18 protein-coding genes and 1 other RNA gene are annotated in these 26,757 nt (G+C 74.2%); 15 read left to right on the forward strand and 4 right to left on the reverse strand.

What is annotated here, in order from left to right:
- Positions 1-320 precede the first annotated feature (320 nt).
- Positions 321-3,005, reverse strand: a complete 2,685-nt coding sequence (locus RM844_RS16265) for an FHA domain-containing protein (RefSeq protein ID WP_449657327.1) — start codon at positions 3,003-3,005, stop codon at positions 321-323.
- A gap of 632 nt (positions 3,006-3,637) precedes the next feature.
- Between RM844_RS16265 and RM844_RS16270 the strand changes: the two genes are divergently transcribed.
- The 4 genes from RM844_RS16270 to RM844_RS33745 all read left to right on the forward strand — a co-directional run bounded on the left by RM844_RS16270 (position 3,638) and on the right by RM844_RS33745 (position 9,225).
- Positions 3,638-5,386 (forward strand): serine/threonine-protein kinase, encoded by a 1,749-nt coding sequence (locus RM844_RS16270; protein ID WP_311667923.1) that lies wholly within the window; start codon positions 3,638-3,640, stop codon positions 5,384-5,386.
- 233 nt (positions 5,387-5,619) lie between these two features.
- On the forward strand, positions 5,620-6,936 hold the full coding sequence (locus tag RM844_RS16275; RefSeq protein ID WP_311667924.1) for a serine/threonine-protein kinase: 1,317 nt from the start codon (positions 5,620-5,622) through the stop codon (positions 6,934-6,936).
- Positions 6,937-7,038: 102 nt separating this feature from the next.
- A complete protein-coding gene (gene prfB, locus RM844_RS16280) occupies positions 7,039-8,145 on the forward strand; it encodes a peptide chain release factor 2 (RefSeq protein ID WP_311667925.1) in 1,107 nt (368 codons plus the stop codon).
- Positions 8,146-8,391: 246 nt separating this feature from the next.
- Positions 8,392-9,225 (forward strand): LPXTG cell wall anchor domain-containing protein, encoded by an 834-nt coding sequence (locus RM844_RS33745; protein ID WP_311667926.1) that lies wholly within the window; start codon positions 8,392-8,394, stop codon positions 9,223-9,225.
- A 94-nt stretch (positions 9,226-9,319) separates the two neighbouring features.
- Here RM844_RS33745 and RM844_RS16290 read toward each other — a convergent pair whose 3' ends face one another.
- Entirely contained in the window at positions 9,320-9,514 is a 195-nt protein-coding gene (locus RM844_RS16290) for a hypothetical protein (RefSeq protein ID WP_311667927.1), read from the reverse strand.
- Between the two features lie 217 nt (positions 9,515-9,731).
- Here RM844_RS16290 and ftsE point away from each other — a divergent pair, with 217 nt between their 5' ends.
- The 6 genes from ftsE (at position 9,732) to RM844_RS16320 (ending at position 15,795) form a co-directional block, all read left to right on the forward strand.
- A complete protein-coding gene (ftsE, locus tag RM844_RS16295; protein ID WP_311667928.1) occupies positions 9,732-10,421 on the forward strand; it encodes a cell division ATP-binding protein FtsE in 690 nt (229 codons plus the stop codon).
- Between the two features lie 21 nt (positions 10,422-10,442).
- On the forward strand, positions 10,443-11,351 hold the full coding sequence (ftsX, locus tag RM844_RS16300) for a permease-like cell division protein FtsX (protein WP_311667929.1): 909 nt from the start codon (positions 10,443-10,445) through the stop codon (positions 11,349-11,351).
- A gap of 79 nt (positions 11,352-11,430) precedes the next feature.
- A complete protein-coding gene (locus RM844_RS16305; RefSeq protein ID WP_311667930.1) occupies positions 11,431-12,591 on the forward strand; it encodes a S41 family peptidase in 1,161 nt (386 codons plus the stop codon).
- A 35-nt stretch (positions 12,592-12,626) separates the two neighbouring features.
- The gene (gene smpB / locus RM844_RS16310) at positions 12,627-13,106 is read left to right on the forward strand and encodes an SsrA-binding protein SmpB (RefSeq protein WP_311667931.1); all 480 of its coding nucleotides are present in this window, start codon (positions 12,627-12,629) and stop codon (positions 13,104-13,106) included.
- A gap of 137 nt (positions 13,107-13,243) precedes the next feature.
- Positions 13,244-13,612: a transfer-messenger RNA gene (gene ssrA / locus RM844_RS16315) on the forward strand.
- Between the two features lie 302 nt (positions 13,613-13,914).
- Positions 13,915-15,795: a penicillin-binding transpeptidase domain-containing protein gene (locus RM844_RS16320; protein WP_311667932.1), complete on the forward strand. Its 1,881-nt coding sequence runs from the start codon at positions 13,915-13,917 to the stop codon at positions 15,793-15,795.
- A gap of 202 nt (positions 15,796-15,997) precedes the next feature.
- On the opposite strand, the gene RM844_RS16325 is transcribed toward RM844_RS16320, so the two are convergent.
- Complete coding sequence (locus tag RM844_RS16325) at positions 15,998-17,101, reverse strand: helix-turn-helix transcriptional regulator (RefSeq protein WP_311667933.1); 1,104 nt, start codon at positions 17,099-17,101, stop codon at positions 15,998-16,000.
- A 167-nt stretch (positions 17,102-17,268) separates the two neighbouring features.
- Entirely contained in the window at positions 17,269-18,177 is a 909-nt protein-coding gene (locus tag RM844_RS16330) for a helix-turn-helix transcriptional regulator (RefSeq protein ID WP_311667934.1), read from the reverse strand.
- A 412-nt stretch (positions 18,178-18,589) separates the two neighbouring features.
- On the opposite strand from RM844_RS16330, the gene RM844_RS16335 reads away from it, so the two are divergent.
- The 5 genes from RM844_RS16335 to RM844_RS16355 all read left to right on the forward strand — a co-directional run bounded on the left by RM844_RS16335 (position 18,590) and on the right by RM844_RS16355 (position 26,589).
- Entirely contained in the window at positions 18,590-19,828 is a 1,239-nt protein-coding gene (locus RM844_RS16335; RefSeq protein ID WP_311667935.1) for an ATP-grasp domain-containing protein, read from the forward strand.
- A 106-nt stretch (positions 19,829-19,934) separates the two neighbouring features.
- Positions 19,935-20,846 (forward strand): DUF1015 family protein, encoded by a 912-nt coding sequence (locus tag RM844_RS16340; protein ID WP_394814524.1) that lies wholly within the window; start codon positions 19,935-19,937, stop codon positions 20,844-20,846.
- Between the two features lie 228 nt (positions 20,847-21,074).
- Entirely contained in the window at positions 21,075-22,475 is a 1,401-nt protein-coding gene (locus RM844_RS16345) for a nitrate/nitrite transporter (RefSeq protein ID WP_311667936.1), read from the forward strand.
- A gap of 138 nt (positions 22,476-22,613) precedes the next feature.
- The gene (locus RM844_RS16350) at positions 22,614-23,810 is read left to right on the forward strand and encodes a uroporphyrinogen-III synthase (protein WP_311667937.1); all 1,197 of its coding nucleotides are present in this window, start codon (positions 22,614-22,616) and stop codon (positions 23,808-23,810) included.
- A 445-nt stretch (positions 23,811-24,255) separates the two neighbouring features.
- The gene (locus tag RM844_RS16355) at positions 24,256-26,589 is read left to right on the forward strand and encodes a HelD family protein (RefSeq protein WP_311667938.1); all 2,334 of its coding nucleotides are present in this window, start codon (positions 24,256-24,258) and stop codon (positions 26,587-26,589) included.
- The last annotated feature ends 168 nt before the right edge of the window (positions 26,590-26,757 follow it).

The raw sequence follows: 26,757 nt of genomic DNA on the forward strand, positions 1-26,757 counted from the left end.
TGTACCGCCTCGTCTAGATGCGGCAACCCCCGTTAGCGCAGGGCCTGCCACGTCGCATGTCCTACGCCGCCTGTTCCTACGCCCGAGTCGGTTATCCGATCAAGGCGGTGGTGGGTGTAACTCGCCTTTGTGATGGGGCTGTTACCCCGATGCGAGGACATTGCGGGGCCAATGTGCCAGGCGGGGCGGCGGTGGCCTGAAGTGACCTATCAACGGGCGTGACGGACATGGCCATGACCAGCTTGGACGGCTGTCGGGCCGGCCGCCGGCCCGGCCGGCGACGCTGTCCGGAAAGCGCCCCCGGCGGGGGCGGGGCCGGCTCAGACCGGGGTGGCCGGGGCCGCCTCCCGGGTGCGGGCGGCCCGCGCCGCGGCGCTGGCCAGCAGCGCGATGTCGGTGGGGCCGTTGCCCAGCTCACGGACCGGACGGCGGGCCGGCGGATCGCCGAGCCGGGCCCAGTCCAGCCGGGTGACCGTCGGCCGCAGCGTCGCCGTGCGCGGGATCCGGCCGGTGATCCGGCCGACCTGCACCGGGGTGCGCGCGCCGTCCGGCGCCCACAACTCGCCCCGCCCCGGCGGCGTCCCGGTCAGCGAGAGGCGGGTGGCCGAGGCCAACCGCAGCGGATCCTCCACCGTCGGCCGGGCCCCGGCCAGCACGAGGCGCACCCCCAGCGCCTGACCCTCCCGGCGCACCGCGTCCAACGCCCGCAGCATGGACCCCGCGGACTGCCGGCCGGGCGCGCCCAACGGCGGCGCCAGCAGCGCCGGCAGATCATCCACCAACACCACCAGCCAGGGCAGCGGGGCACTCCCCTCGGCCCGCATCGGCGGCTCCGGCACGGCGGCCTCCCGGGCCGCCCACCCCACCGGCTCGCCGCCGGAACGCGGCGCCACCACCCGGCCCTCAGCCGCCTCACCGCCGGCCAGCGCGGCCTCCGCGAGGCCGGCCCCCGCCGCCTCGGCGGCGAGCCGGCGGGCCACGAAGTCGGAGCCGCCCAACAGCAGCGCCCGGCGCTTCAACTCGGCCCGCAGCGCCTGGGCGAAGGCCCGGATGCGCAGCGGGTCCGTGGCCGTGAGGTAGGACGCGACCTGCGGCAGCTCGGCCGACGGCGCCAGCCCCTCGCCGGCCCCCTCGACCAGCAGCAGGGACAGCTCGCGCGGACCCAGGGTGGCCGCCAGCGAGGCGGCCAGCGCGTTCAACGACTCCGTGCGGCCGGCCCTGGACCCGCCCTCGACCAGCAGCGGGCCGCCGAGCGCGGCCAGGCCGAGGGTGACCGGGCCGCGCTCCCCGGCACCCAACGTCAGCGGCAGCTCGGTGCCGGCGGCCCACCGCTCCCGCAGCGCCCCCGGCGTCACCCGGGACAGCTCCAGCACGTCCAGCAGGCGGCAGCTCTCCGGCAGCGGCGCCCCCGGCTGCGCCGCCGGGCCGGCACCGCCGCCCACCCGCTCCTCGCGCAGCGGCGCCAGCGCCCGCGCGAACCGCTCGGCCCAGGCCGGCGAGACCGCGTCCGCGCTGGCCGGCGGGCCGGGGCTGTCGTCCGGGCCGACCAGCCGCACCGCCGTCGCCACCGCGCCGCTCAGCAGCCCGACCGCGCCACAGGCGGCGAAGGCCGGCGCCGCGGCCCTGGCCGCCGCCAGCGTGCTGGCGACCGGGGAGGACGGGGTGGCCGGCGGCGTCTCGGCCAGACAGAGCAGATGCACCCCGGCGGCCGGCCCGTCGGCGGCCAGCCGGGCCACCGCCTGGCCGGCGGCGCCGGCCAGCGGGCCGTCCACCAGCACCACCGAGCGGCGACGCGGCGCGCCGCCGGCCGGCGCCGCCGTCAGCTCGGCCAGCTCCGCGAGCCGGGCCGCCACCTGCTCGTCGTCGAAGCCGAGGAGCAGCCGGCAGTCCTGGCCGCGGGCCGGGCGGGTGTGCGGCAGCCAGCCGAGCCAGGACCACTCGGCGGCCCGGCCGGGGGCCAGCACCACCAACTCCAGCGCGCTGGGCGGCTGGAGGGCGGCCAGCTGCGCCAACACCGCCCGGGCCAGCCCGGCGATCCGCTCCCTGGGGCCGGCCAGCCCCAGCGAGCCGACCGCCGGCAGGCTGACCGTGACCGGCACGAGGCCGTCGGCCGGACTGGGGGCCGTGCCCAGCCGTATGCCGTAGGCGTCCGGGCTGTCGGGGCCGCGCTCCCAGAGCCGGGGGCCGGACTCGACGGCCAGCAACAGCAGGGCGGCGAGATCCGGCCAGCGGGACTCGTCCGCCGCGCTCGGCCGCGCCACGGGACCGCCGGCGCCCGGGGCCGGCGGCGCCGGCGCGCCCGCTGGCTCGGCCACCGGCCCGCGCCGCCCGCGCGCCCAGCCGGCGCGCCGCGCCGCCCGACCGTCCGCGTCCGCGGCCGGCGGCGGGCTCGGCGCCGCCCCCGCGGCCGGCGGCGGCCCGCCGGCCGCCGGCTGTCTCTCGTCGGTCAGCACCCGCAGCGCGGACTCGCCGAGGCGCAGTATCCCGCCCGGCGGCACGGCCACCGGCCGCTCCCGCACCGGCCGGCCGTCCAGCGAGGTGCCGTTGGTCGAGCCGAGGTCGGCGACGGTGATCGCGCCGTCGGCGCCGAGCGTCAACGCGCAGTGCAGCCGGGAGACATCGGGGTCGTCCAGCGGGATGTCCGCGTCGGCGGAGCGGCCGATGGTGGCCGTGCCGCCGCGGAGCAGGTGGACACCGCCGGCGTCCGGGCCCGAGGCGACCAGCAGCCGGGCCGGCACCGGCTCGGCGCCCGGGCCGTCCAGCGGCCGGTGCAGCGAGAGCACCGCGCCGTCGACCAGCGGCGGCTGACCCAGCGGGGTCTGCGCCGGATCCAGCCGGCGGTCCTCGCAGAAGACCGCGCCCGGGGTGGCGCCGCCGGGCGAGACCGCGCTGGCCAGGGAACCGAGAACGGCGGAGAGCTGGGTCCCGCCCGGGGCCGCGATCGACACGTCGACGCCGTCGGCAACGCCGGGCCCGAGAACGGTCACCTTGATCTGAATCGGCATCGGCCCTCCCGGTCGTCCCCGGCTGTCGGCTCCCGATCCGCGTCGGAAGCAGATGCTGCCCGCATCCTTGCACCCACCACTGACACCGGTACGCGCCTCTGATGCTTAATGATCTTGATTGGCCATATCTGACCAGATCCGATCGGTGAGTGTCACGCAGGGCGGTAGATATTTCCGCCCGGCCCGTGCCACCCGCCGTTTCTGCCCACCCGTGATGTCCCGCACCCGGGTCTCTCTCGCCATTTCGCGCCCCATCATCGCCCGGGCCGGCGGGCACCCGGCACGCGACCCTCCATCGACGCGCCCGCCCGGGGGGCGACACGCCCCGAAGCACCGCAAAGCGCGTCCCGGGCGCCCCCGACGCGCGTCCGAGCGCCCCCGCGCACCACCCCGCGCCCGGCCGGAAGACCATCCGCGCGCCACCCCGTGACCACCCCGTGAGCCCCCCGCCCCCGGCCGGCGCCCGCCGCGCGGGCGGAACGCGGGGCAACCGACCGGCCCCCCTGGCGCGTCTCACCCGCGAGGGCCGGGCCGCCGGCCGCCATCCCGATGTCACCCGGCGGCATTACAGTGCGGCACTACAGTAGGGGCGTCGGGTCCCGTCACCATCTGCGAAGCATCAGGGAGCTAGCGTGCGGCCGGTAGGCAGCAAGTACCTGCTTGAGGAGCCGCTCGGACGCGGTGCCACGGGCACCGTCTGGCGCGGTCGCCAGCGCGAGGCCGCCGGGGCGGACGCGGCGGTCCAGGGAGAGCCGGGCGAGCTGGTGGCCGTCAAGATCCTCAAGGAGGAGCTGGCCCACGATCCGGACGTGGTGATGCGCTTCCTGCGCGAGCGCTCCGTCCTGCTGCGGCTCGCCGCCGCCAACCACGCCAACATCGTGCGCACCCGCGACCTGGTGGTCGAGGGTGAGCTGATAGCCCTGGTGATGGACCTGATCGACGGCCCCGACCTGCATCGCCACCTCTACGAGAACGGCCCGATGACCCCGGTCGGCGCCGCCCTGCTCACCGCCCAGATCGCCGACGCGCTGGGCGCCGCGCACGACAAGGGCATCGTGCACCGGGACCTGAAGCCGGCCAACGTGCTGCTCGCCGGCGGCCAGGACGGCCAGCCGCTGCGCCCGATGCTCACCGACTTCGGCATCGCCAGGCTCGCCGACACGCCCGGGGTCACCCGGGCCCACGAGTTCGTCGGCACGCCCTCCTACGTCGCCCCCGAGTCCGCCGAGGGCCGCGAGCAGACCTCGGCCGTCGACATCTACGGCGCCGGCATCCTGCTCTACGAACTGATCACCGGGCAGCCGCCGTTCGGCGGCGGCAACACCCTCCAGGTGCTCCAGCGGCACATCACGGAGGCACCGCGCCGCCCGGACGGCGTGCCGGGTCCGCTGTGGACGGTGATCGAGCGCTGTCTGCGCAAGTCGCCCGGCGAGCGCCCGGCGGCGGCCAGCCTGGCCCGCGCGCTGCGCACCGTCGCCGCCGGCATCAACGAGAACGCCACCCCGGAACAGCGGAACGCGGCCCTGGGCGTCGGCGCGCTGCTGCTGCCGGCGTCCGCCCCGGTCAAGGTGGCGGGCACCGGGCTCGGCCCGGACGGCTCGGCCGAGCCGACCCAGGTGCTGCCCGGCGGGTCCAGGAGCGAGGGCGACGGCCCGGCGGACGGCGGCTTCGACCCCAACGCGGCCACCAGCGTGCTGCCCAGCACCGGCGCTGGCCCCGGCGCGGACGACGAGCTGAACACCACCCGCGCCCTGCCGGCGCAGGACCCGGTGCGCCCGCAGCCGGAGGACCCCCACCCCTGGGGGGACCAGATGCGTGCCGCCCGGGACCGGAACGAGCCGACCCGGGTGCAGCCCGTGCAGCCGGCCCAGGACCCGCTGCACCGCGCGCCGCAGCGGCGCCCGCAGCGCCGCCCGGCGCAGCGCCAGCCGCAGCCGCCGCCCCAGGACGGCTACGGCTACCCGGCGCAGCAGCCCCAGCAGCGCTACCAGCCGGCGCCGCCCCCGCCCCAGCAGTACCAACAGCAGCAGTACCAGCAGCCGCAGCAGTACCAGCCGCCGGTGCCGCCGCCCTACCAGGAGCCGGCGCCGCGCCGCTCGGCCGAGCCGCGGCCCGAGCGGGAGCCGCGTGGCCGGTCCCGCGGCGCCAACCCGATGCGCATTCCGGGGCTGGGCTGTCTCAAGGGCTGTCTCTTCATGGTGCTGATTCTGGTCGTGATCGGCTTTCTGGTCTGGAACTTCACGCCGCTCCAGGACTGGATCGCGGACGGCAGGAGTTTCTGGAACACGGTGACCGACTGGTTCGACGACATCCGCGAGAAGCTCGGCCTGATCGAGGAAGCGGGACAGAACGTCGAGGAGATCCAGGACAACCTGCCGTAATAACGAATGCCCCGACGGGTCACGTCGTCGAATGCGATCGACACCGTCGGGGAAGATCGCCGAACGGCGGTCGAGAAGTCGGCACACCGGCCGGAAGTAGCCGTCAACTCCCTGATGACCTCGGCGATTTATCGACTTCCTGTCAGATAATTTCGACCGGACATCGCAGCAAACCCGGACAAGGCCGACGCTCCGGGGCGGTGGGTGACAGAGCCGCGTCGTAGCCTCACGCCATGGCACGGAACATCGGCAGCCACTACACCGCCCACCGTGTGCTCGGCCGCGGCAGCGCCGGAACGGTGTGGCTCGGAGAGGGCCCGGACGGCCCCGTCGCGATCAAACTGCTCCGGGAGGATCTCGCCGCCGACCCCGATCTGGCCGAGCGCTTCGCCCACGAACGGCACGCGCTGCTCGGCCTCGAACACCCGCACATCGTCGGTGTCCGGGAGCTGGTCGTCCCGTCCGGCGAGACCGGCGCCGGGTCGGCCGCCGCGGCGGGCCCGGCCGACGGGCCGCCCGCCGGCGACGGCGCCGGCGGCGAGATCGCGCTGGTAATGGACCTGGTGCGCGGCCCCGACCTGCGCACCCACCTGACCCGCGAACGCCGGCTGGCCCCGGCCGAGGCGGTGGCCATCACCGCCGGCGTGGCCAGCGGCCTGGCCGTGGCGCACGCGGCCGGCATCGTGCACCGGGACGTCAAGCCGGAGAACATCCTGCTCGACACCTCGGGCGAGCAACCGCGCGCGCTGCTCACCGACTTCGGGGTCGCCAAGCTGATCGACGAGCCGCGGCACGGCGGCAAGTCCGGGGTGGTCGGCACGCCCGACTACATGGCCCCGGAGATCGTCGAGGGCCTGCCGCCGCGCGCGGCCGTCGACATCTACGCCCTGGTCACCGTGCTCTACGAGCTGCTGGCCGGCTTCACCCCGTTCGGTGGCGGGCACCCGGGCGCGGTGCTGCGCCGCCAGGTCACGGAGCAGGTCGCCGCCCTGCCGGGGCTCCCCGACGAGCTGTGGGAGCTGATGCAGCAGTGCCTGGCCAAGGCCCCGGCCTCCCGGCTGCGCGCCGCCGAGCTGGCCTCCCGGCTGCGGGAGCTGTACCCCGCGCTCCGCGGCCTGCCGCCGTTGGACCTCGGCGACCCCACGCTGGACGAGGAGCGGGAGCGGCCGGCCGACGAGGAGCTGGTCTCGGCCGCGCCCGCCAGGGCCGCCGTGCCGCTGGTGCGGGGCGCCGCGCCGGACTCCGAGCGGGCCACGCACACGAGGATGCGGGTGCCGGACGCCGACGAGCTGGCCGGCGGCGCGCACGGTACGGCACGTGCGCCCCGCGCGCCCGGCCAGCCACGCGCCGGTTCCGCGCGCCACAGCACCGCCGGCGCCCGGCGGCGCCGCCGGCTGGCCGTGACGGTGGCCGGCGCGGCCGTGCTGGCCGCGCTGGTCGGCTGGCTGCTCTCGTCCGGCGGCGGGGCCGACGGCCCGGCCGAGGAAGGTGGCGACGGCCGCGCCCCGGCGGCCGAGATCGCCGTCGTCGAGGGCCCGCCGACCAGCTGAGGGCCGTCCGGACCGCCGCTCGGGCCGCCGCCCGGTCCCGCTCGCCGGGATCGGGCGGTCCGGGGGCCGGTCGTCCCGGACGCCAGCGGTTACGCTGGGGGGGTGGCAGTCGTCGATGTTTCCGAAGCGCTGAAGTCCCTCTCCTCCACCATGGAGTCCATCGAGGCCGTGATCGACCTCGACCGGTTGCGGGCCGACATCGCCCAGCTCGAAGAGCAGGCCGCGGCCCCGACCCTGTGGGACGACCCGGAGAGCGCCCAGCGGGTGACCAGCCGGCTGTCGCTGCTCCAGGCCCAGCTGCGCAAGATCGAGGAGCTGCACAGCCGGATCGAGGACGTGGAGGTCCTCTTCGAGCTGGCCGAGGCCGAGAGCGACGCGGACGCGCGCCGGGAGGCCGAGGCGGAGCTGGCCTCGGTGCGCAAGTCGGTGGACGAGCTGGAGGTGCGCACGCTGCTCTCCGGCGAGTACGACCCGCGGGAGGCCATGGTCAGCATCCGCGCCGAGGCCGGCGGGGTGGACGCGGCGGACTTCGCGGAGCAGCTCCAGCGGATGTACCTGCGCTGGGCCGAGCGCCGCGGGTACCCGACCGAGGTGCTCGACACCTCCTACGCGGAGGAGGCGGGCATCAAGTCCACCACCTTCACGGTCAAGGCCCCCTACGCCTACGGCACGCTCTCCGTCGAGCAGGGCACCCACCGGATGGTGCGGATCTCCCCGTTCGACAACCAGGGCCGCCGCCAGACCTCCTTCGCCGGCGTCGAGGTGCTGCCCGTGGTGGAGCAGACCGACCACATCGAGGTCCCGGAGAACGAGATCCGGGTGGACGTCTTCCGCTCCTCGGGCCCGGGCGGCCAGTCGGTCAACACCACGGACTCCGCGGTCCGGCTCACCCACCTGCCGACCGGCATCGTGGTCTCCTGTCAGAACGAGAAGTCCCAGATCCAGAACCGCGCCGCCGCGATGCGCGTCCTCCAGGCCCGGCTGCTCGCCCACCAACGGGCGGCGGAGCAGGCCAAGATGGACGCGCTCAAGGGCGACGGGGGGAACTCCTGGGGCAACCAGATGCGCAGTTACGTTCTCCAGCCGTACCAGATGGTCAAGGACCTGCGTACCGAACACGAAGTCGGAAACCCGCAGGGCGTGTTGGACGGGGATATCGATGACTTCCTCGAAGCCGGAATCCGGTGGCGTAAACAGCACGAGAAGTAACCTTCACACAACTTCTTCTCTTCCCGGGCCACTTAGCGGACATCCTGCTTGACTCGGATGCCTTCAACGGGAAGGCTGTTCACTCGGCATGCCTGTGATCCGTGGGTGCGAGTTGCGCAAGGGGCGCGTGAGAGTGAAAGCAAGCCCCCACCGCACTTCCGCTGCCCTTGCGTGAGGCTGCCCCATTGACGGGACACTGTGAGGGATACCCGTCATAACCCAATAGCTACAGGGGGTAGTGGATAGATGGCCAGTCCCAAGACCCGGGCCAACGTGGCGCGCATCGCCGCGGCCGCGGTGTTCGCGGCGGGCGCTTCGCTCGCCGTGGTCGGTACCGCGTCCGCGAGCAACAACGCGGCCAAGCCGGCGGCCAACACCCCGGGGGATGCCAGCATCGTCGGCGTCATCGAGGGGAGCGACGGCGGGATCCTCGGCCTCGTCGAGGGTGCTTCCGAGGGTGACACCGAGGGCGAGAACGAGGGCGCCAACGAAGGCACCGACGAGGGCGTCAACGAGGGCACCAACGAAGGCGCGAACGAGGGTGCCAACGAGGGCGCCAACGAAGGCGCGAACGAGGGCGCCAACGAAGGGGCCAACGAAGGCACCAACGAGGGCGCCAACGAAGGCGCGAACGAGGGTGCCAACGAGGGCGCCAACGAGGGTGCGAACGAGGGCGCCAACGAAGGGGCCAACGAAGGCACCAACGAAGGCACCAACGAGGGCGCCAACGAAGGCACCAACGAGGGCACCAACGAGGGCGCCAACGAGGGGGCGAACGAGGGCGACACCGACGGTGACGACGGCGGCGACGGCCCGCAGGGTGTCACCGAGGGTGGAACCACCAGCGGTGGTCTGGAGCCCGACACCCAGGGCGGCAGCAGCCCAATCGAGCAGGACACTCCCACCGAGGACCTGACCGAGACGGAGGTCCCGGCTGAGGAGGAGCGGGGCGAGCTGGCCGAGACCGGTTCCTCCACCAACGAGACGCTGCTGATCATCGGCGCCGCCACCATGATCGCCGGTGGGGTGGGCTTCCGCTACCTGCCGCGTCTGATCAACAAGGGTGCCGCCACCGCCTGAACCGCGGGGTAGGCGCTTGCAAGCGCACAGAGTAACGGGCCCGGAACGCATTGTCGTTCCGGGCCCGTCTCCGTCCGGCGGACCCGGCCCGGCGTCAGGCCGGGCGGGCCACCAGCAGCGCCACGGCCGCCAGGCCAAGCAGCAGCGCGAGCAGCGCGCCCTGGAGGCCCAGCGCCGCCCAGGGGCCGCGTTCCTGGCGCAGCCGGGCCAGCTCGGCGCGGCACACCGCGCACCGGCCCTCGCTCACCCGGCCCGCGCAGTTGGCGCACACCAGCCAGTCGGCGGTCATGCGATCGTCTCCTCTCGTTCCCCCACGCTCTCCACTGTGCCAGGCACGGCGCCGGTACGCGCACGAGGAGGGCCGCCGGCGGGCGCGCAACCCCACCAAGAACGGACAAGAGGGGTGGCGCGGCGGGCACTGACTGCGGGCCGCGCGGCGCTTCGCGTAGGGTCTGCCAAGCAAGGAGGAACCTCCTGCACGTACCCAGTCCCGACTTGGTGTAACCATGATTCGATTCGACAACGTCTCCAAGACTTATCCCCGGCAGCAGGCGCCGGCCCTCAGCGGCGTCTCGCTGGAGGTCGAACGTGGCGAGTTCGTCTTCCTGGTGGGCTCCTCGGGCTCGGGGAAGTCCACCTTCCTGCGGCTGTTGCTGCGGGAGGAGCGGGCGAGCACCGGCACGGTGCATGTGCTCGGCAAGGACCTCGGCCGGCTCTCCAACTGGAAGGTCCCCCAGGTGCGGCGCCAACTCGGCACCGTCTTCCAGGACTTCCGGCTGCTCCCCAACAAGACGGTGGGGGAGAACGTCGCCTTCGCGCTGGAGGTGATCGGCAAGCCGCGGGGTCAGATCCGCAAGACGGTGCCCGAGGTGCTCGACCTGGTGGGTCTCGGCGGCAAGGACGACCGGATGCCCGGCGAGCTGTCCGGTGGTGAGCAGCAACGCGTCGCCATCGCCCGGGCGTTCGTCAACCGGCCGCTGCTGCTGATCGCGGACGAGCCGACCGGCAACCTGGACCCGCAGACCTCGGTCGGCATCATGAAGCTGCTCGACCGCATCAACCGCACGGGCACCACGGTCGTCATGGCGACCCACGACGCCCAGATCGTGGACCAGATGCGTAAGCGTGTGATCGAACTCGAACGCGGTCGGTTGGTGCGTGACCAGACCCGCGGTGTCTACGGCTACCAGCACTGACTCGACCACGGAAAGGACGCCATGCGCGCCCACTTCGTCCTCTCGGAGATCGGGGTCGGTCTCCGTCGGAACCTCACCATGACCTTCGCGGTGATCGTCTCGGTCGCCCTCTCCCTGGCCCTGCTCGGCGGCGCGTTGCTGGCCCGTGCGCAGGTCAACAGCATGGAGGACTTCTGGTACGACCGGGTCGAGGTGTCGATCTTCCTCTGCAACGAGGTCGACGCGGAGACCGACGCCGCCTGCTCCCGCGGGCCGGCGACCGCGGAGCAGCGGGACGAGATCTGGGCCGAGTTGGAGGACCTCGCGCTGGTCGAGGAGGTCCACCACGAGACCGCCGACCAGGCCTACGAGCGCTACCAGGAGCAGCAGGCTGACTCGCCGTTCGCCGCGGTGGTGACCCCCGACCAGATGCAGGAGTCGCTGCGGGTCAAGCTGCACGATCCCACCAAGTACGAGGTGATCTCCTCCGCCTTCGCCGGCCGCGAGGGCGTGCAGTCGGTGACCGACCAACGCTCGCTGCTGGAGAACCTGTTCAACCTGTTGAACGGCGTGAACATCGCCGCGGTCGGGCTGATGATGCTGATGCTGGTGGTGGCGGTGCTGCTGATCGTGAACACGGTCCGGGTCTCCGCCTTCAGCCGCCGCCGGGAGACCGGGATCATGCGGCTGGTGGGCGCCTCCAGCTTCTACATCCAGCTGCCGTTCATCCTGGAGGCCACCATCGCGGGACTGTTGGGCGCGCTCTTCGCCTGTCTCCTCCTGGTCGGCGTCTACCTCGGGATCGACGGTTTCCTGGCCGAACGCATCCCGGTGATCGACTTCGTCGGCTGGGACGCGGTTCTCTCGGTGCTGCCCTACGTGTTGGTGACCGGCATCGCGATGCCGGCCCTTGCAGCATTCTTCGCTTTGTACAAGTACCTGAAGGTGTGATCCGAGTGTGATCTATCCCCGGCGTGCGTCACCCTGCCCACTACCGTGCGCCCGCCGGGGATGTCCTACACTCCGCACCATGTCACGTCCGTCTCACCGTGGTTCGTCCCGGAGCGTCCGGCGCGGTGTGGCCCTGGCGGCCGTCTTCACCGGGGTGCTGGTGGCGGGTGCCGCGACCGGCTCCTGGCCGGAGGCGGCCGACGGTGCCGACCCGGCGGTGCTGGCCTCGGGTACCGGTCCCGGGGGCGGCGGCGAGGAGCAGCCGCGCCCCGGCGAGGAGATCGACGACGCCAGACGGCTGGTGAGCCGCAGCGGAGACCGCTGGTCGGCCGCCTACACCGCGGAGGAGTACGAGCGGCTGCGCAGCGGCCTCGAAGGGGAGTACGTCGGCACCGGCATAGCGGTCCTGCGCACCGCGGACGGTCGGATCGAGGTCAACGAGGTGCACGCCGACAGCCCCGCCGAGCGGGCCGGCATCGAGCCGGGCGACGAGATCCGCGCCATCGACGGGGTCCCGCTGGCCGGCGGCCCGGTCACCGACGTGGTCAGCCGGCTGCGCGGCAGCGACCAGCCGGAGCGCGCCGGGCCCGGCAGCACGGTCGAGCTGGGGCTGGCGCGGGACGGCCGGCGGTGGGAGCTGTCGGTCGAACGGGCCAGGCTCACGCTGCGGAACGTGGTGGTCGCCGAGCGCGGCGACGCGGTCACCCACATCGTGCTGCGCTCCTTCACCCGGGGCTCGGCCGAGCTGCTCAGGGAGGCCGTCGCCGAGGTGCCGGACGGCCACGGCATCGTGCTCGACCTGCGCGGGAACGCGGGCGGGCTGCTGGGGGAGGCGGCCGACGCGGCCGCCGTCTTCCTGGACGGCGGGCTGGTCGCCACCTACGACGTGCACGGCGAGGAGCGCGCCCTGCACGCGCCCCCCGGCGGTGACACGGACACCCCGCTGGTGGTGCTGGTGGACGGCGGCACCATGAGTTCGGCCGAGATGTTCACCGGCGCCCTCCAGGACCGTAACCGCGCGGTCACCGTGGGGCAGCGGACCTTCGGCAAGGGCACGGTGCAGATGCCCAGCGAGCAGCCGGACGGTTCGGTGGCCGAGCTGACCGTCGGCCACTACGTGACCCCGTCCGGGCGGACCGTGGACCAGGACGGGATCGTCCCCGACCTGGTGGTGAGCCCGGGGGCCGACCCGCTGGCGGAGGCCGGCACGGTGCTCGACGGCCTCTCCGGAAACGCCTAGGTCGCCGGCGTGGCGGTGGGTAGACTTGCCGGGCCATGGCTAAGGAAAAGGGTCGCAAACTCATCGCACAGAACAAGCGCGCGCGGCACGACTACCACATTCTGGATACGTACGAATGCGGTCTGGTGCTCACCGGCACCGAGGTGAAGTCGCTGCGCGCCGGCCGGGCCTCGCTGGTCGACGGCTTCGGTCAGATCGACGGTGCCGAGGCGTATCTCCACAATGTGCATATCCCGGAGTACGCGCAGGGCACCTGGACGAACCACAGCGCCCGGCGCAAGCGCAAGCTGCTGCTGCACCGCTCGGAGATCGACAAGCTGATCGGCAAGCTGCAGGAGAGCGGGCTCACGCTGGTGCCGCTGTCGCTGTACTTCGTCAACGGGCGGGCGAAGGTCGAGATCGGGCTGGCCAGGGGCAAGCGCGAGTACGACAAGCGGCAGACGCTGCGGGAGAAGCAGGACCGCAGGGACGCGGAGCGGGCGGTCTCGGCCGTCCGCCGGCGGCAGCGCGGCTGAGAAACCCGGGGCACGTCCGGCCCGGCCGCGCTACACTGGACGACGGAGCACACGCACGGGTCGTGCGGGTGGTCCCCGGCAGCCGCCAGAGGCGTCTTCGGGGAATGCCCATCACGGTTCGTTTGTTAACTCAACATGGGGATGATCGGTTTCGACAGCGAATGTTGAAGCAGGGGAAGCGAGCCGAGGAAGCGGTAATGATCTCGTTAACCATATGCCGCAAAAAAATAATCGCCAATACCAAGCGCGATTCCTTCGCCCTCGCTGCCTGAGCAGCGAGCGTGAGGTGTCAGTCCGGGCTTGTTCCCGTCCCGGGTCCTGGCATCAGCTAGGGGACTCACCGTCCACTCCGGTCACGGGGGTGTACGGGACAACAAACAGTGACTGAGCCCGTCGGAGACTTGTCCGCGTGATCTCCGGGGCCGAGAAACTCGTAGCGGACTGCGCTCGGAGAAGCCCTCCTTCTGCTTCGTTGGACGCGGGTTCGATTCCCGCCATCTCCACTGCTCCGTGCCTGGTCACACCAGGTGCACAAGGCCCCGGCCCGGGTTTCCCGGCCGGGGCCTCGTCATGTCCGGACCCGCCGTCCGGCCGTCGGCGGCCGTCGGCCCCGCTTGCTCCGCCCGCCTTGCCCAGGTCGGATTTCGGCCGGCCGCTCGGCGTGCTTTCGCTACTCGCCGCCGTCCGACCGGAGTTGATCAGGACTGTTTCCCGGTGATGTCGGCCGGTCTAGAGCGTTAGCCGGTCTTTTGTCAGTGGCGCCCGGTAGGGTCGCGACATGGCGAACAGCGGATCGAGGTGGACTTCCGTGCGAGCGAACGGAAGTTGGTGGACCCAACGGGTCACGCTGATCGGTGCCGCCGCCGTGGTGACGGTGCTCGCGGTGGTGGCGGTGCTGTTGTTGCGGGGCGGTGGGGAGGACGAGGGGGCGGAGCGGGCCCGCGCGGTGACCCAGCGCTTCCTCGACGCCTGGGCGGACGGGGAGTTGGCGGCGGCCGCCGAGCTGACCGACGATCCCGCCGCCGCCGAGTCGCTGCTCGACTCGGTGCGGACCAACACCGCGCCCGAGGAGGTCTCCTTCGAGGTGACGGGCCCGGTCGACCGGCCGGCGGACGCCCCCGACGACGCGCGGGCGGTGGGCTTCACGGCCCGCTTCCTGCTGCCCGGGCTGGGCGAGGTCGTCTGGGACAGCGTGGCGGTCGCGCTGCCGGGCGACGGCTCGGGGTGGCGGCTGCGCTGGGAGTCGGCGCTGGCGCACCCCGAGTTGGCCGAGGGGGAGACGCTGGTCAACTCGGTGCGGCCGGCCGAGCGGGCGCCGCTGCTGGCCGCCGACGAGACCCCGGTCGCCGGCCAGGGCGCCGTGTGGCGGGTGAGCATATGGCCGGCCCAGCTCACCGACGAGGAGCGGGCCTGGGACGTGCTGGCGGAGTTGGACGCGGGGATAGACGTGGCGGCGCTGGCCGAGCGGGTGGCCGAGGCCGAGCCGGACCAGGCGGTCCCGGTGGTCACCCTGCGGGACGAGGTCTACGCCGAGCACGCCGAGGAGTTGGGCGCGGTGCCGGGCCTCCAGTTCGCCGAGGAGGAGCGGACGCTGGCGCTGGCGGCCCGCGCGGTGGTCGGTGCCGTCGACCCGGAGACCGGGGAGGGCGCCTCGGGGCTGCAGGCCAGATACCAGGACGTGCTCGCCGGCACGCCGGGCGCCGAGTTGGTGGTCGCCGACCGGGAGTCGGGGGAGGCGGTGCGGACCCTTCTGGAGGAGGCGGGGGAGCCGGGCCAGGCGGTGGTGACCACGCTCGACCCGGCCACCCAGCGGGCGGCCGAGGAGGCGCTGGCCGAGGCGGAGAGCGCGGGGTCGATCGTGGCGCTGCGGCCCTCAACCGGCGAGGTGCTGGCGGCCGCCGACACCCCGGTGGACGGCTTCGCCCGGTCCCTGGAGGGCCAGTTGGCGCCCGGTTCCACCTTCAAGATACTCAGCGCGGCCCACCTGCTGGAGAGCGGCACAGCGGTGGACGACGCGCTCGGCTGCCCGCGCTATGTCACGGTCAACGGCCAACGCTTCGAAAACCAGGGCGAGTTCGAGCTGGGTCCCGACACCAGCCTGCGGGAGGCCTTCACCGCGTCCTGCAACACCGCGTTCATCGAGCAGTTGGACCGCTTCGAGCACGACTCGCTGGCCGGGGTGGCGGAGAGCTTCGGCGTCGGCGGCGCCTGGGAGGTCGGGGCGGCCACCTTCGACGGCTCGGTGCCCGCCACGGCGGAGCCCAACGAGCTGGCCGCCTCGCTGATAGGCCAGCACCAGGTGCAGGCCAGTCCGCTGGTGATGGCCTCCGTCGCCGGCACGGTCGCGGCGGGCGGCTTCCACCAGCCGGTGCTGGTGCCGGCGGCGGTGGAGTCCCCGCACCAGGCCGGGGGCGAGCTGTCGGCGGAGACGCTGGACGCGCTGGCCGGCCTGATGCGGGCCACCGTGACCGAGGGCTCGGCCTCGGCCCTGGCCGGGGTGCCGGGCGAGCCGCATGCCAAGACCGGCACCGCCGAGTTCCAGGACGAGGACGGCGAGTTGGCCACCCACGCCTGGATGATCGGCTATCTCGGCGCGGACGACCTGGCGTTCGCCGTGGTGCTGGAGGACGGCGGCTCCGGCGGTCGGGACGCGGGGCCGGTGGCCGCCGACTTCCTGACCCGCCGCTGAGCGCGCCGCACCGCCGGTCGGCGCCGGCGCGGTGGCCGGCATCGGACTCGGCCGGCGGCGGACCGGGTGGATCCGCTCCCCGGCGGGGCCGGTCGGCGCCGCCGCCTGCCCGGTCGGGCTCCGGCAGACCGGTGCCGGATCTCCGGGGAGGCGGTTTCGACCGGGAGCGGTGGCCGGCGGGCCGTGCGCCGGGCCGGGCGGGTCAGTTGGTGAGCCAGCCCAGGGAGGCGGCTTCGACGCCGGCCTGGAAGCGGTTGGTCGCGTTCAGGCGGTCCATCAGGTGGGCCACCACCCGGCTGACCGAGCGCTGGGAGACGCCCAGCCGGTCCGCGATCTCGTCGTTGGACAGGCCGGCGGCCATCATCAGCAGCACGTCCCGCTCCTGGCCGATCGGTGCCTCGTTCGGCGCGGCCGTGGTCTCGTCCGGTCCGCCGTCGCCCGTCGGGCCGTCGAAGTCCAGCGCGTCGTCCCAGCTGAGCTGGAAGAACTGGCTGGCGTAGCCGACCACCGACGGGTCGCGGACCAGCGCGACGCCGGCGGCCGAGTCCTCCGGCCGCAGCGGCACGACCACGACCTCGCCGTCGTAGATCTGGAGTCGGGAGCCCAGCACCCCCGCGGTGCGCACCTCGGCGCCGGCGGCGGTGATGCGTTCCACGTGGTGCGCGGTGGCCCGGTGGCGGCGCGCGCTGTGCTGGAAGAGCGACCGGATGCGGACCCCGCGCTTGAGCAGCTCGAGGTCGAGGGGGGCGGCGGCGCGCAGGGCCGCGCCGCTGAGGCCGCCGCCGGGGACGAGGGCGTCGAGGGACTCGGTGCAGGTGCGGGCGAGGTCGTCGATGACGGCGCGGATGTTCTCGATGCCCTCGACGGCCTCGATGCTGCTCTTGGCGGAGCGCATCGAGCGGGCCTCCAGGTAGTCCCCGGAGAGGGCGTGCAGCCGTTCCCTGGTGGCGGCCATCGCCACCCGCTGGCGGAGGATGTCGCTCTCGATCGGGGCCAGCAGGCCCTCGGCCGCGTTCTCCGGGTTGATCGCCACCCAGCCGCCGCCGGGCGACGGTTGCAGCAGGCCGAGTCGGGAGAGCCGGCGTTCCGCCGCGCGCACCTCGTCCGGGGTCAGCCCGGCCCGGGCGGCCAGCCGGCCGGCCTGGTCGGTGGGGTGCGTGGCCCGTAACTGGTAGACGCGCACGGTGGCGGCGTCGATCTGCTGCTCGATCACCGTGTCCTCCTGCTCGATCAGCACGTCCGGGACCCGGCGGGGCGCCGGCTCCGCCGGGCGTCTGGTCGCCGTGTCCGTCCGGCGGTCGGTCATCGGGTCTGCCGTCCCTTCGCTGCTGGGGTCTGGGGGCCGCCGTGCCTCGGTGCGCCACGTCCGCCTCGCGGAGGCGTCGGGGCCGCCGGGATCGCCGGGGCCGTCGGGGTGGGCGGCCCGGGGTGGTGCGGTGGCGTCGGCCCCGTCGGCCCCGTCGGCCCCGGTGGTCAGGAGAGCCAGCCGTGCAGCGCCGCGCGGGCGCCCGCCTGGAACCGGCTGTCCGCGCCCAGGCGTTCCATCAGCCGGGCCACGATCCGGCTCACCGACCGTGGCGACATGCCGAGTTGGTGCGCGATGGCCTCGTCCTTCTTGCCGGCCGCCATCAGGACCAGGACATCCCGCTCGACGTCGGACGGTTCGCTGCCGGAACGTTGGTCCTCCTCGGCGAAGTCGATCGCCCGGTCCCAGTAGTGCTCGAAGAGCTGTTGCAGGAAGTTGAGCACCGCCGGGGCCCGGACCAGGGCCACGCCGGCCGCGGTGTGCAGCGGGTCGATCGGCAGCACCGCGCAGCCCGCGTCGTAGATCAGCATCCGGGACGGCAGCACGCTCACGCTGCGTACCTGGGCGCCGGCCGAGATCAGGGTGCCGCCGTAGACCACCGTGGCCCGGTGTTTGCGGGCCGTGTGCTGGAAGAGCATGCGCGTCTTCACACCACGTTCCAGCATCTCCAGGTCCAGCGGGGTGGCCGCGCGGATGGCGCCCTCGGGCTGGCCGCCGCCGGGGACGAGGGCGTCGAGGGACTCGGTGCAGGTGCGGGCGAGGTCGTCGATGACGGCGCGGATGTTCTCGATGCCCTCGACCACCTCGATGCTGCTCTTGGCCGAGCGCATCGAGCGGGCCTCCAGGTAGTCCCCGGAGAGGGCGTGCAACCTTGCCCTGGTGGCGGCCATCGCGATCCGGCGCTGGAGGATGTCCTGTTCCAGCGGGGCCAACAGGGCGTCAGCGGCGCTCTCCGGGCTGATGGCGACGCGTCCGCCGCTCGGCGAGGTGCGCAGCAGACCGAGTGTGAAGAGCCGCTCCTCGGCCGTGTTGACCTCGTCCTCGGTCAATCCGGCGCGGGTCGCGATCTGACTCACAGAATCTGTGGGATGGATCACGCGGAGCCGGTAAACTCGGGTCGCCGCTGCGTCTATTTCGCCGGATTCGTGCACGCTCTTCTTCCTCGAACGACGTCGGCCAGCCCCTTGGCGTCAACTTGACAGGCGAGATGATGCCACAGTGACTCTATCGACTTCTCCGTGAATGCTCGTGAGCATGATTGCGCCAGCATGCCACTCATGTTCGTCTATGTGGACACGGAAGAGGGAACCCGTGAAGAAGTTTGCTCTCAGCCTTATCGCAGCCCTTGCCGTCGTGGCTGTGGCCGGTGGGGTCGCCACCGCTCAGGGCTCCGGTGTCGAGTCCAGCACGAGCCAGGCCGCCGTCACGACGGGGAACATCTGGGCCTGATCAGGTCTTCGGAGGGTCGGTGGACGCAGCGAGGGCGGCATGACCAAGCCATCGGCGCCCCTGGCGGTGCTGCTCAGCCCGCGACGCTCGGTGGTCGAGGCGGCCAGCGCCGTTGGCGCCAGCACCCTGGTCCTCGCCCCTGACCTTTCGAAGCCCGGTGTCCGGGAGGCGGTCGAGGCGGCCGATGAGGCCATGACCGTGGAGTGGCGCGACCACTCGCGGTTGATGATGTCCATCGGTCATCTCGGCGACCTCCCGGCCAGGATCTCCGTCTTCGGATTCGCCGAGGCCAGCGCCCTCGCGGCGGCCCGCGCGAACGAGGCCCTTCGCTTTCCCGGCAACCCCCATGCGGCCGTCGCGTACCTCACGGACAAGGCGGCCCTGCGCGGCAAGGTCAACCAGCTCACCGGTGCCCCCGTCCGGTTCGAGCACTGTGACCGTGCCGCGCGGTTGGAGGCCGCCGCCCTGCGCGTCGGCTTCCCGTGCGTGGCCAAGCCACGCACCGGGTTCGGCGGTCAGGACGTCCATCTGCTGCGTGACGTGGCGGACGTGGCGTTCCTGGCCGCCGGACTCCCCCCGGAACCGGCCCTGATCGTCGAGGAGTTCCTCGAAGGGCCGGAGTACAGCGTGACGGCCCACTCGCGGGCCGGCGCGCACACCGTGTTGGCCGTGTCCCGGAAGTACCCCTCCGCCTCCGGGGTCGCGGCGGATCGGGAGACGGGCTACGACCTGCCGGCGGAGCTGGACCCGGAGACCACGACCCAGATCCACCAACTGGTGGTCGCCACGCTCAACACGGCGGGCCACCGCAGCGGACCGTCGCAGACCGAGGTGATCCTCACCCCGGCCGGACCGCGGCTGGTCGAGTCCCACGCCCACCCGGGCGACGAACGGATCAGTGACCTGCTGTTGCTGGCCCGGGGGATCGACCTGGCCGCGTTGACCATCGCCTCGGCCCTGCATCTCCCCCCACCCATCGACCAGCCCCGGGAACGCTACGCCGGAATCCGTCAACTGCGACTCCCCCCCGGAGTGTTGGTCGCGGTGGACGGGATCGACGAGGCGTTGGCGCTGCCCGGGGTCACGGGCGTCGAGATCTCCGTCCCGTTGGGCGGCCATGTTCCGGAGACCACCAGCCGGGTCGCCGGACATGGCTGCGTCACCGCGGTGACCGACGGACCACCGGAGTTGGAAGCCGTCCTCAGAAAGGCCCAGGACGCCCTGCGGCCGGTCGTGGTGCCCGTGTCCTCGAACGAGGAGGAGCACTCTGCTGCCTGAGCTGTCCCGTCCGCTGGTCACGCCGGAGACCCCGGCGCCGCGCACGGATCTACTGCTCCCCTTTCACGGCGTCCTCAGCCGGCCCCTGGGCCGGGCCAGTTACTACGTGCTGGAACGCATGGACCCGGTCGGTACCGTCGAACAGCGCGGTGTGGTGGGCGCGTTGGCCCTGCACGGAGTGGAGAGCGGACATGTGCTCCGGCACCAGCGGGTCGGCGAGAACGCGGTCCGGCACCAGACCCGACTCCTGAAGGAACGCGGCGGCAGCGTCGAGCCCCTGCTGCTGGCCGCGCACGACCTGGGCGCCTTCCACGCCTGTGTCGAGGAGACCGTCCGGCGGCCCGCCGACCAGGAGGTGCTGATCCCGGAGGGCGGCCTGCAACGGCTCTGGGCGTGCGACGTGTCCTGGACCCTCGACCCGCCGGCGCTGCCCCCGCTGCTGCTGGCCGACGGTCACCACCGGCTGGAGGCCGCCAGGCGGCTGCACCGGGTGCACCCGGGCGCGGTGGGCGACCGGCTGCTGGCGCTGGTGGTGGACTACCGCCGCTACCCGTTGACGCTGGCGGCGACCCACCGGGTGGTGCCCGGCCTCGACCTGGAGCGGGCGGTGCGGGCGGCCGGCCGGATCGCCCGGGTGCGGGAGCTGCCCTCGGTGCGGCGGCCGGTGCCGCGGCCCGGCACCTACCTGCTGACCGGGCAGGGCCGGACCTGGGGGCTGTCGGACATCTCGCCGGCCGCGCTGGCCGGCCGGTTGCGGACGCTGCCGGCCGAGTGGGTCGAGCTGCCGGCGGCGATCAGCGACCACGTGCTGATCCCGGCGCTCTGCGAGGACCAGCAGCTGGCGCCGGCGCCGCGCTACACGAGTCACTACCCGGCGCCGGACGAGGTGGGGCTGATCCTGCCGGCGCCCACCTGGGACCAGATCTGGGCGGGCGCGGCCAGCGGCGCCGGGATGCCGCCCAGGAGCACCCACCTGGGGCCGTCCCCGATCCCCGGCCAGCTGGGCGCGCCGGGCTGACCGCCGGGGCGCGCGGGGCCGGTCCGTGCGCGGCGGCGCACGGGCGCGTGCTGACTGGTCGGCCGCCGGCACGCGGGGCGTCTGTTCGACCGCCGGGGCGCGCGCTCACCGTCGCGCGCCGGAGCGGGTGAGCCCAAGGTTTCGTCGGTGTCACCTGCTGCCAACAGCGCGGAATCGCGGTGTTCCTAGCGTCGTTCCCACGACCCACCGCACCGCGCTGGAGGCGCCATGTCAGACGACGTCAGGTCCACGGCCACCCGCCGGGGTGGGCGCTGGATCGAGGAGTGGGAACCGGAGAACGAGGAGTTCTGGCGGACCAGGGGGGAGCCGATCGCCCGACGGAACCTCGCGTTCTCCATCCTGTCCGAGCACATCGGCTTCTCCGTCTGGTCGTTCTGGTCGGTGCTGGTCCTCTTCATGGGCGACGAGTACGGGATCGACGCGGCCGGCAAGTTCTTCCTGGTCTCGACCGCCACCCTGGTCGGCGCGGTGGTCCGGGTGCCCTACACCTTCGCGGTGGCCCGCTTCGGCGGGCGGAACTGGACCGTCTTCTCCGCCGCCATGCTGCTGCTGCCCACCGGCGCCGCCTGGCTGGTGCTGGAGCCGGGCACCTCGTACACCACGTTCCTGCTGGTGGCGGTCCTGACCGGGGTCGGCGGCGGGAACTTCGCCTCCTCGATGACCAACATCAACGCGTTCTTCCCGCTGCGGAAGAAGGGCTGGGCGCTGGGCCTGAACGCGGGCGGCGGCAACATCGGGGTGCCGGTGGTGCAGCTGGCCGGCCTGCTGGTGATCGCCACCGCGGGCGACGGCAGCCCCCGGGTGCTGCTGGCCGCCTACACGCCGCTGATCGTGCTGGCCACCGTGCTGGCCTGGCGGCACATGGACAACCTGGCGCCGGTCACCAACGACACCGGGGCCGCCCGGGAGTCGGTCCGGGACGCGCACACCTGGATCATGTCGTTCCTCTACGTCGGCACCTTCGGCTCGTTCATCGGCTACAGCTTCGCCTTCGGGCTGGTGCTCCAGACCCAGTTCGACCGGACCCCGCTGCAGGCCGCCTCCGTCACCTTCCTCGGGCCGCTGCTGGGCTCGCTGGTGCGGCCGCTGGGCGGCTTCTGGGCGGACCGGTTCGGCGGCGCCCGGATCACCCTGGTCACCTTCCTGGGGATGGCGGTGGCCACCGGGGTGGTGATCGCCGCCTCGCGCGCCGAGTCGCTGCCGGTCTTCCTGGTCGGCTTCATCGCGCTGTTCACGCTGAGCGGCGTCGGGAACGGTTCGACCTACAAGATGATCCCGGGGATCTACCACGCCAAGGCGCTGGCGCGCGGGCTGACCGGGGAGCGCGCCGCGGCCTACGGGCGCCGGCTCTCCGGGGCGGCCATCGGGCTGATCGGCGCGGTCGGCGCGCTCGGCGGCCTCGGCATCAACCTCGCCTTCCGGCAGTCCTTCCTGGCCACCGGTTCCGGGGTGCGCGCCTTCGCCGCCTTCCTCGCCTTCTACGCCCTCTGCTCGCTGGTCACCTGGGCCGTATACCTGCGCGGCGCCCGCCGGCCGGCGGCCCGGGCCGGCGACCCGCGGGTCGCGGCCGGCCACGCCGGCGAGCAGCCCGCCTACGCTGGGGTCTGACCGGTCGGGCCGGCCCGGCGGGAGGGGCCGGCCCGCGCCGGGTAACGCGGGGGAAACCCACCGGAACCGAGCCCGTCACGCCCGCTTGACAGGCTCGACCGCACGTCAGCGATCACTCAGGGTGGAACGGTCAGACCGATGCCGCACGACAAGCAGCACCAGGAAACCGACGTTCGGCCGCTGGACGGCTTCGCCGTCGGGGTCACCGCCGCGCGGCGCGCCGAGGAGCTGGGCGCGCTGCTGCGCCGCCGCGGCGCCGAGGTGACGCACGCGCCGGCGCTGCGCATCGTGCCGCTGGCCGACGACGACGAACTGCTCGCCGCCACCCGGAAGCTGGTCGACGACGCGCCCGACCTGGTGGTGGCCACCACCGCCATCGGCTTCCGCGGCTGGGTGGCCGCGGCCGACGGCTGGGGGCTGGGGGAGCCGCTGCTGGCCACCCTGGCCCGCGCCGAGGTGCTGGCCCGTGGGCCCAAGGTGCGCGGCGCGATCCGGGCGGCCGGGCTGACCGAGAGCTGGTCGCCGGCGTCCGAGTCGATGGCCGAGGTGCTGGACCGGCTGCTGGCGCAGGGCGTGGCCGGCCGCCGGGTGGCGCTGCAACTGCACGGCGAGCCGCTGCCCGGTTTCATCGAGGCGCTGCGCGAAGCCGGCGCCGAGGTGGTGGACGTGCCGGTCTACCGCTGGATGCCGCCGGCCGACCTGGCCCCGCTGGACCGGCTGATCGACACGGTGCTGGCCGGCGGCCTGGACGCGGTGACCTTCACCTCGGCGCCCGCGGCGGCCTCGCTGCTGCGCCGGGCCGGGGAGCGGGCGCTGCTCGAACCGCTGCTCGACGTGTTCCGGCGGCAGGTGCTGGTGGCCTGCGTGGGGCCGGTCACCGCGCTGCCGCTACAGGCGCACGAGGTGCCGACCCGGCAGCCGGAGCGGTTCCGGCTGGGGCCGCTGGTCCAGCTGCTCTGCGCCGAACTCCCTTCCCGGGTCCCGGTGTTGCCGGTGGCCGGGCACCGGCTGGAGATTCGGGGGCGCGCGGTGGTGTTGGACGGCGCGCTCCGGCCGGTCGCGCCGGCTGGTATGGCCCTGCTGCGCGCCCTGGCGCGCCGCCCCGGCTGGGTGGTGCCCCGCGCCGAGCTGCTGCGCGCGCTCCCCGGCGCGGGCCGCGACGAGCACGCCGTGGAGACCGCGATGGCCAGGCTGCGGACGGCGCTGGGCGTGCCCACCGTGGTGCAGACCGTGGTCAAACGCGGCTACCGACTGGCCATCGACCCGGCGCTGGACAGCGCCAAGTACTCCCCCCTCACCCCGCCCGACGGCCCCCCACCCCAGCCGACCTCCTGACGGGCCGACACCACGCGAGGCGTCCGACGGCGGGCCGGTCGTCCCCGGCCGACGCCCGTCCGGGAGACCCCGCCACCCGGCGCGCGGGCTGACGGGTCGGCGCCGCCCCGCCGGAGGCCCACGCGCCGAAGGCCCGTCCCGGCGCGCGGGGCTGACGGACGGTCGGCCGGGCCCCGGGCGGCCGACCGCCCGGCGGGGCCCGCGTCCCCGTCTCGTCCGGGGCACCCGCACCAACCGCGGCGGCCGGCGCGGGAACGTTCCACCCCGGTCGCCCGACCGACGAACCGGCCGTGCCCCCCCGGCGGTCGGCTGTCCGCGCGCCTCCCCCCGGGGAAGGGCGCACGCCGCCGGCCGTGGCCGGACCGGGGTGCCCCGGCCGCCCGGGCCCCGGACTTCGCGTACGGTAGACGGCCGCCTGCCACAGCAGCTGAAGGGGGCCGAGGCGTTGGACCTGCGGGACCGGGAGATCCGGGACGAGCAACGGCATCTGGACGCCGTCTACGGACGGTTGACCGAGAAGATCCACGAGGCCGAGTACCTGATGGCCGACGCCGCCCGGCGCGGCCAGGTCGGCACCCCCGGCGCGCTCGCCGAGCGGGATGCCCAGGTCTTCCAGGCCGGGCTCCATCTCTCCCGGCTCAACCGCGAGTTCGAGGACTTCCTCTTCGGCCGGATCGACCTGCTCGCCGGCAAGGACGGGGTGCGCGGCCCGGACGGCGCCTCCACCTCGGTGGAGCCGGCCGACGACGCGGTCCGCGAGGAGCCGGGCGGGCCGGTCGCCGACATCGCCGAGACCCTGCACATCGGCCGGCTCGGCGTGCTGGACGCCGACTACGTGCCGCTGGTCATCGACTGGCGGGCACCGGCCGCGGCGCCGTTCTACCGGGCCACCCCGCTGCGCCCCGGCCGGGTGGTGCGCCGGCGGGTGATCCGCAGCCGCGGGCGCCGGGTGCTGGGCGTCGAGGACGACCTGCTGCGCCCCGGGCTGCGCGCCCGGCTGGCCGGCGCCGAGCTGCCGGTGGTCGGCGACGGCGCCCTGCTGGCCGCGCTGGGCCGGGAGCGCGGGCACCGGATGACCGACATCGTCGCCTCCATCCAGGCCGAGCAGGACGAGGTGATCCGCGCCCCCGCCGGCAAGGTCACCGAGGTCACCGGCGGCCCCGGCACCGGCAAGACCGCGGTGGCGCTGCACCGCGCCGCCTACCTGCTCTACCAGGACCGCCGCCGGTACGCCGGCGGCATCCTGGTGGTCAGCCCCACCCCGCTGCTGGTCTCCTACACCGAGGGCGTGCTGCCCGCGCTGGGCGAGGAGGGTCAGGTGGTGATCCGCGCCCTCGGCGGGCTGGTCGAGGGGGTCGAGGCGGACGCCTACGACGAGCAGCGGGTGGCCGCCGTCAAGGGGGCGGCCGTGATGGCGCGGGTGCTGGCCAGGGCGGCGCGCGGCGCGGTCGAGGCCGCCGACGGGCCCCGGCTGCTGCGAGTGGTCGCCTTCGGCCGCCGGGTCGAGCTGACCGCAGACGACCTGGCCGAGGTCCGCCGCCAGGTGCTCGGCGGCAGCGCGCCGGTCAACCTGCTGCGGCCGCGCGCCCGCCGGCTGCTGCTGGAGGCGCTGTGGGCCAGGTCGGGCGCCGCCGGCCGGTACCAGGACCGGGAGTTGGCGGCCGAGGCGAAGGAGGGTTTCTTCGACGACATCGGCGGCGAGGACGTCTTCCAGGAGTTCCTCGCCGCCTGGTGGCCCGAACGCACCCCGCTCCAGGTGCTGCGCGCGATGGCCGACGAGCAGCGGCTGGGCCGCTGGGCCAGGCGGCTGCTGCGCCCGCGCGAGGTCCGGCTGTTGGCGCGCTCGCTGCGCCGGGTGACGCCGGCCGGCGGCGGGCTCTCCGCACACGACGTGGCGCTGCTGGACGAGCTGCGGGCGCTGCTCGGCGCCCCGCCGCGGCCGGCGCCGGCCAGGGCCGGCAGCGGCGGCCTTGACGAGCTGGACGTGCTCGGCGGGGTCGCCGAGCTGACCACCTACGCCGAGCGCCAGGAGCGGCGCGGCGACCGGCGGGAGCGGGCCGACCAGGACGAGGAGCGCCTCGACTACACGCACGTGATCGTGGACGAGGCGCAGGACCTGACGCCGATGCAGTGGCGGATGGTGGGCCGGCGTGGCCGGCAGGCGAGCTGGACGGTGGTCGGCGACCCGGCGCAGAGCTCCTGGACGGCTCCGGAGGAGGCGGCGGCCGAGCGGGCCGCGGCGCTCGGCGGCCGCTCGCACCGAAGGTTCGAGCTGACCGTCAACTACCGCAACCCGGCCGAGATCGCCCGGGTCGCCGACGGGGTGCTGGCCCGGGCGCTGCCCGGCGCCACGCCGCCGCGCGCGGTGCGGGCCACCGGCGTGCTGCCGCGCTACCTGGTGGCCCCCGACGCGGCCGGGCTGCCGGCGGCGGTCCGCGCCGCGGCGGCCGAGTTGCTGGCCGAGGTGCCCGGCACGGTGGGCGTGGTGGTGGCGATGGGGCTGCGGGCCGACGCGGCCGGCTGGCTGGCGGAGCTGGCCGACGACCGGCTGGTGGTGCTCGGCAGCCTGGAGGCCAAGGGTCTGGAGTACGACGCGACGCTGGTGGTCGGGCCGGCCAGGATCGCCGGGGAGTCGCCGGCCGGGCTGCGGGTGCTCTATGTGGCGCTGACCCGCTCCACGCAGCGGCTGACGGTGCTCTCCGAGCCGGAGGACCGCCCGGACGCGGCCGGGGTGCCCGAGCTGCTGACGCCGGCCGAGCCGGGCGCCGAGCCGCGCTGAGCCGGCCGGCGGGCCGCGCTCCCGGCGGCGGCCCGCCGGGCCGGGCCGCCGCTCTGACCGGCGGTGGCGCACCGCGCTGACCTGCGCACTGAGCCCGGTTGACCCCCGGGCTCAGTGCGGTAGCCTGGAAGTGGCGTCGGCCCGTTCCATGCCCCCGGGCCCAACCAT

Source organism: Streptomyces chisholmiae (genome assembly GCF_031845445.1).
In the GTDB taxonomy this organism is placed as follows: domain Bacteria; phylum Actinomycetota; class Actinomycetes; order Streptomycetales; family Streptomycetaceae; genus Streptomyces; species Streptomyces chisholmiae.

Coding starts and splice junctions, on each gene's coding strand:
- RM844_RS16325 (WP_311667933.1), bottom strand. CDS start 17,101: ATGACCGACCGCCGGACGGACACGGCGACCAGACGCCCGGCGGAGCCG.
- ftsX (WP_311667929.1), top strand. CDS start 10,443: ATGCGCGCCCACTTCGTCCTCTCGGAGATCGGGGTCGGTCTCCGTCGG.
- RM844_RS16335 (WP_311667935.1), top strand. CDS start 18,590: ATGACCAAGCCATCGGCGCCCCTGGCGGTGCTGCTCAGCCCGCGACGC.
- RM844_RS33745 (WP_311667926.1), top strand. CDS start 8,392: ATGGCCAGTCCCAAGACCCGGGCCAACGTGGCGCGCATCGCCGCGGCC.
- RM844_RS16350 (WP_311667937.1), top strand. CDS start 22,614: ATGCCGCACGACAAGCAGCACCAGGAAACCGACGTTCGGCCGCTGGAC.
- RM844_RS16345 (WP_311667936.1), top strand. CDS start 21,075: ATGTCAGACGACGTCAGGTCCACGGCCACCCGCCGGGGTGGGCGCTGG.
- RM844_RS16275 (WP_311667924.1), top strand. CDS start 5,620: ATGGCACGGAACATCGGCAGCCACTACACCGCCCACCGTGTGCTCGGC.
- ftsE (WP_311667928.1), top strand. CDS start 9,732: ATGATTCGATTCGACAACGTCTCCAAGACTTATCCCCGGCAGCAGGCG.
- RM844_RS16290 (WP_311667927.1), bottom strand. CDS start 9,514: ATGACCGCCGACTGGCTGGTGTGCGCCAACTGCGCGGGCCGGGTGAGC.
- smpB (WP_311667931.1), top strand. CDS start 12,627: ATGGCTAAGGAAAAGGGTCGCAAACTCATCGCACAGAACAAGCGCGCG.
- RM844_RS16265 (WP_449657327.1), bottom strand. CDS start 3,005: ATGCCGATTCAGATCAAGGTGACCGTTCTCGGGCCCGGCGTTGCCGAC.
- RM844_RS16305 (WP_311667930.1), top strand. CDS start 11,431: ATGTCACGTCCGTCTCACCGTGGTTCGTCCCGGAGCGTCCGGCGCGGT.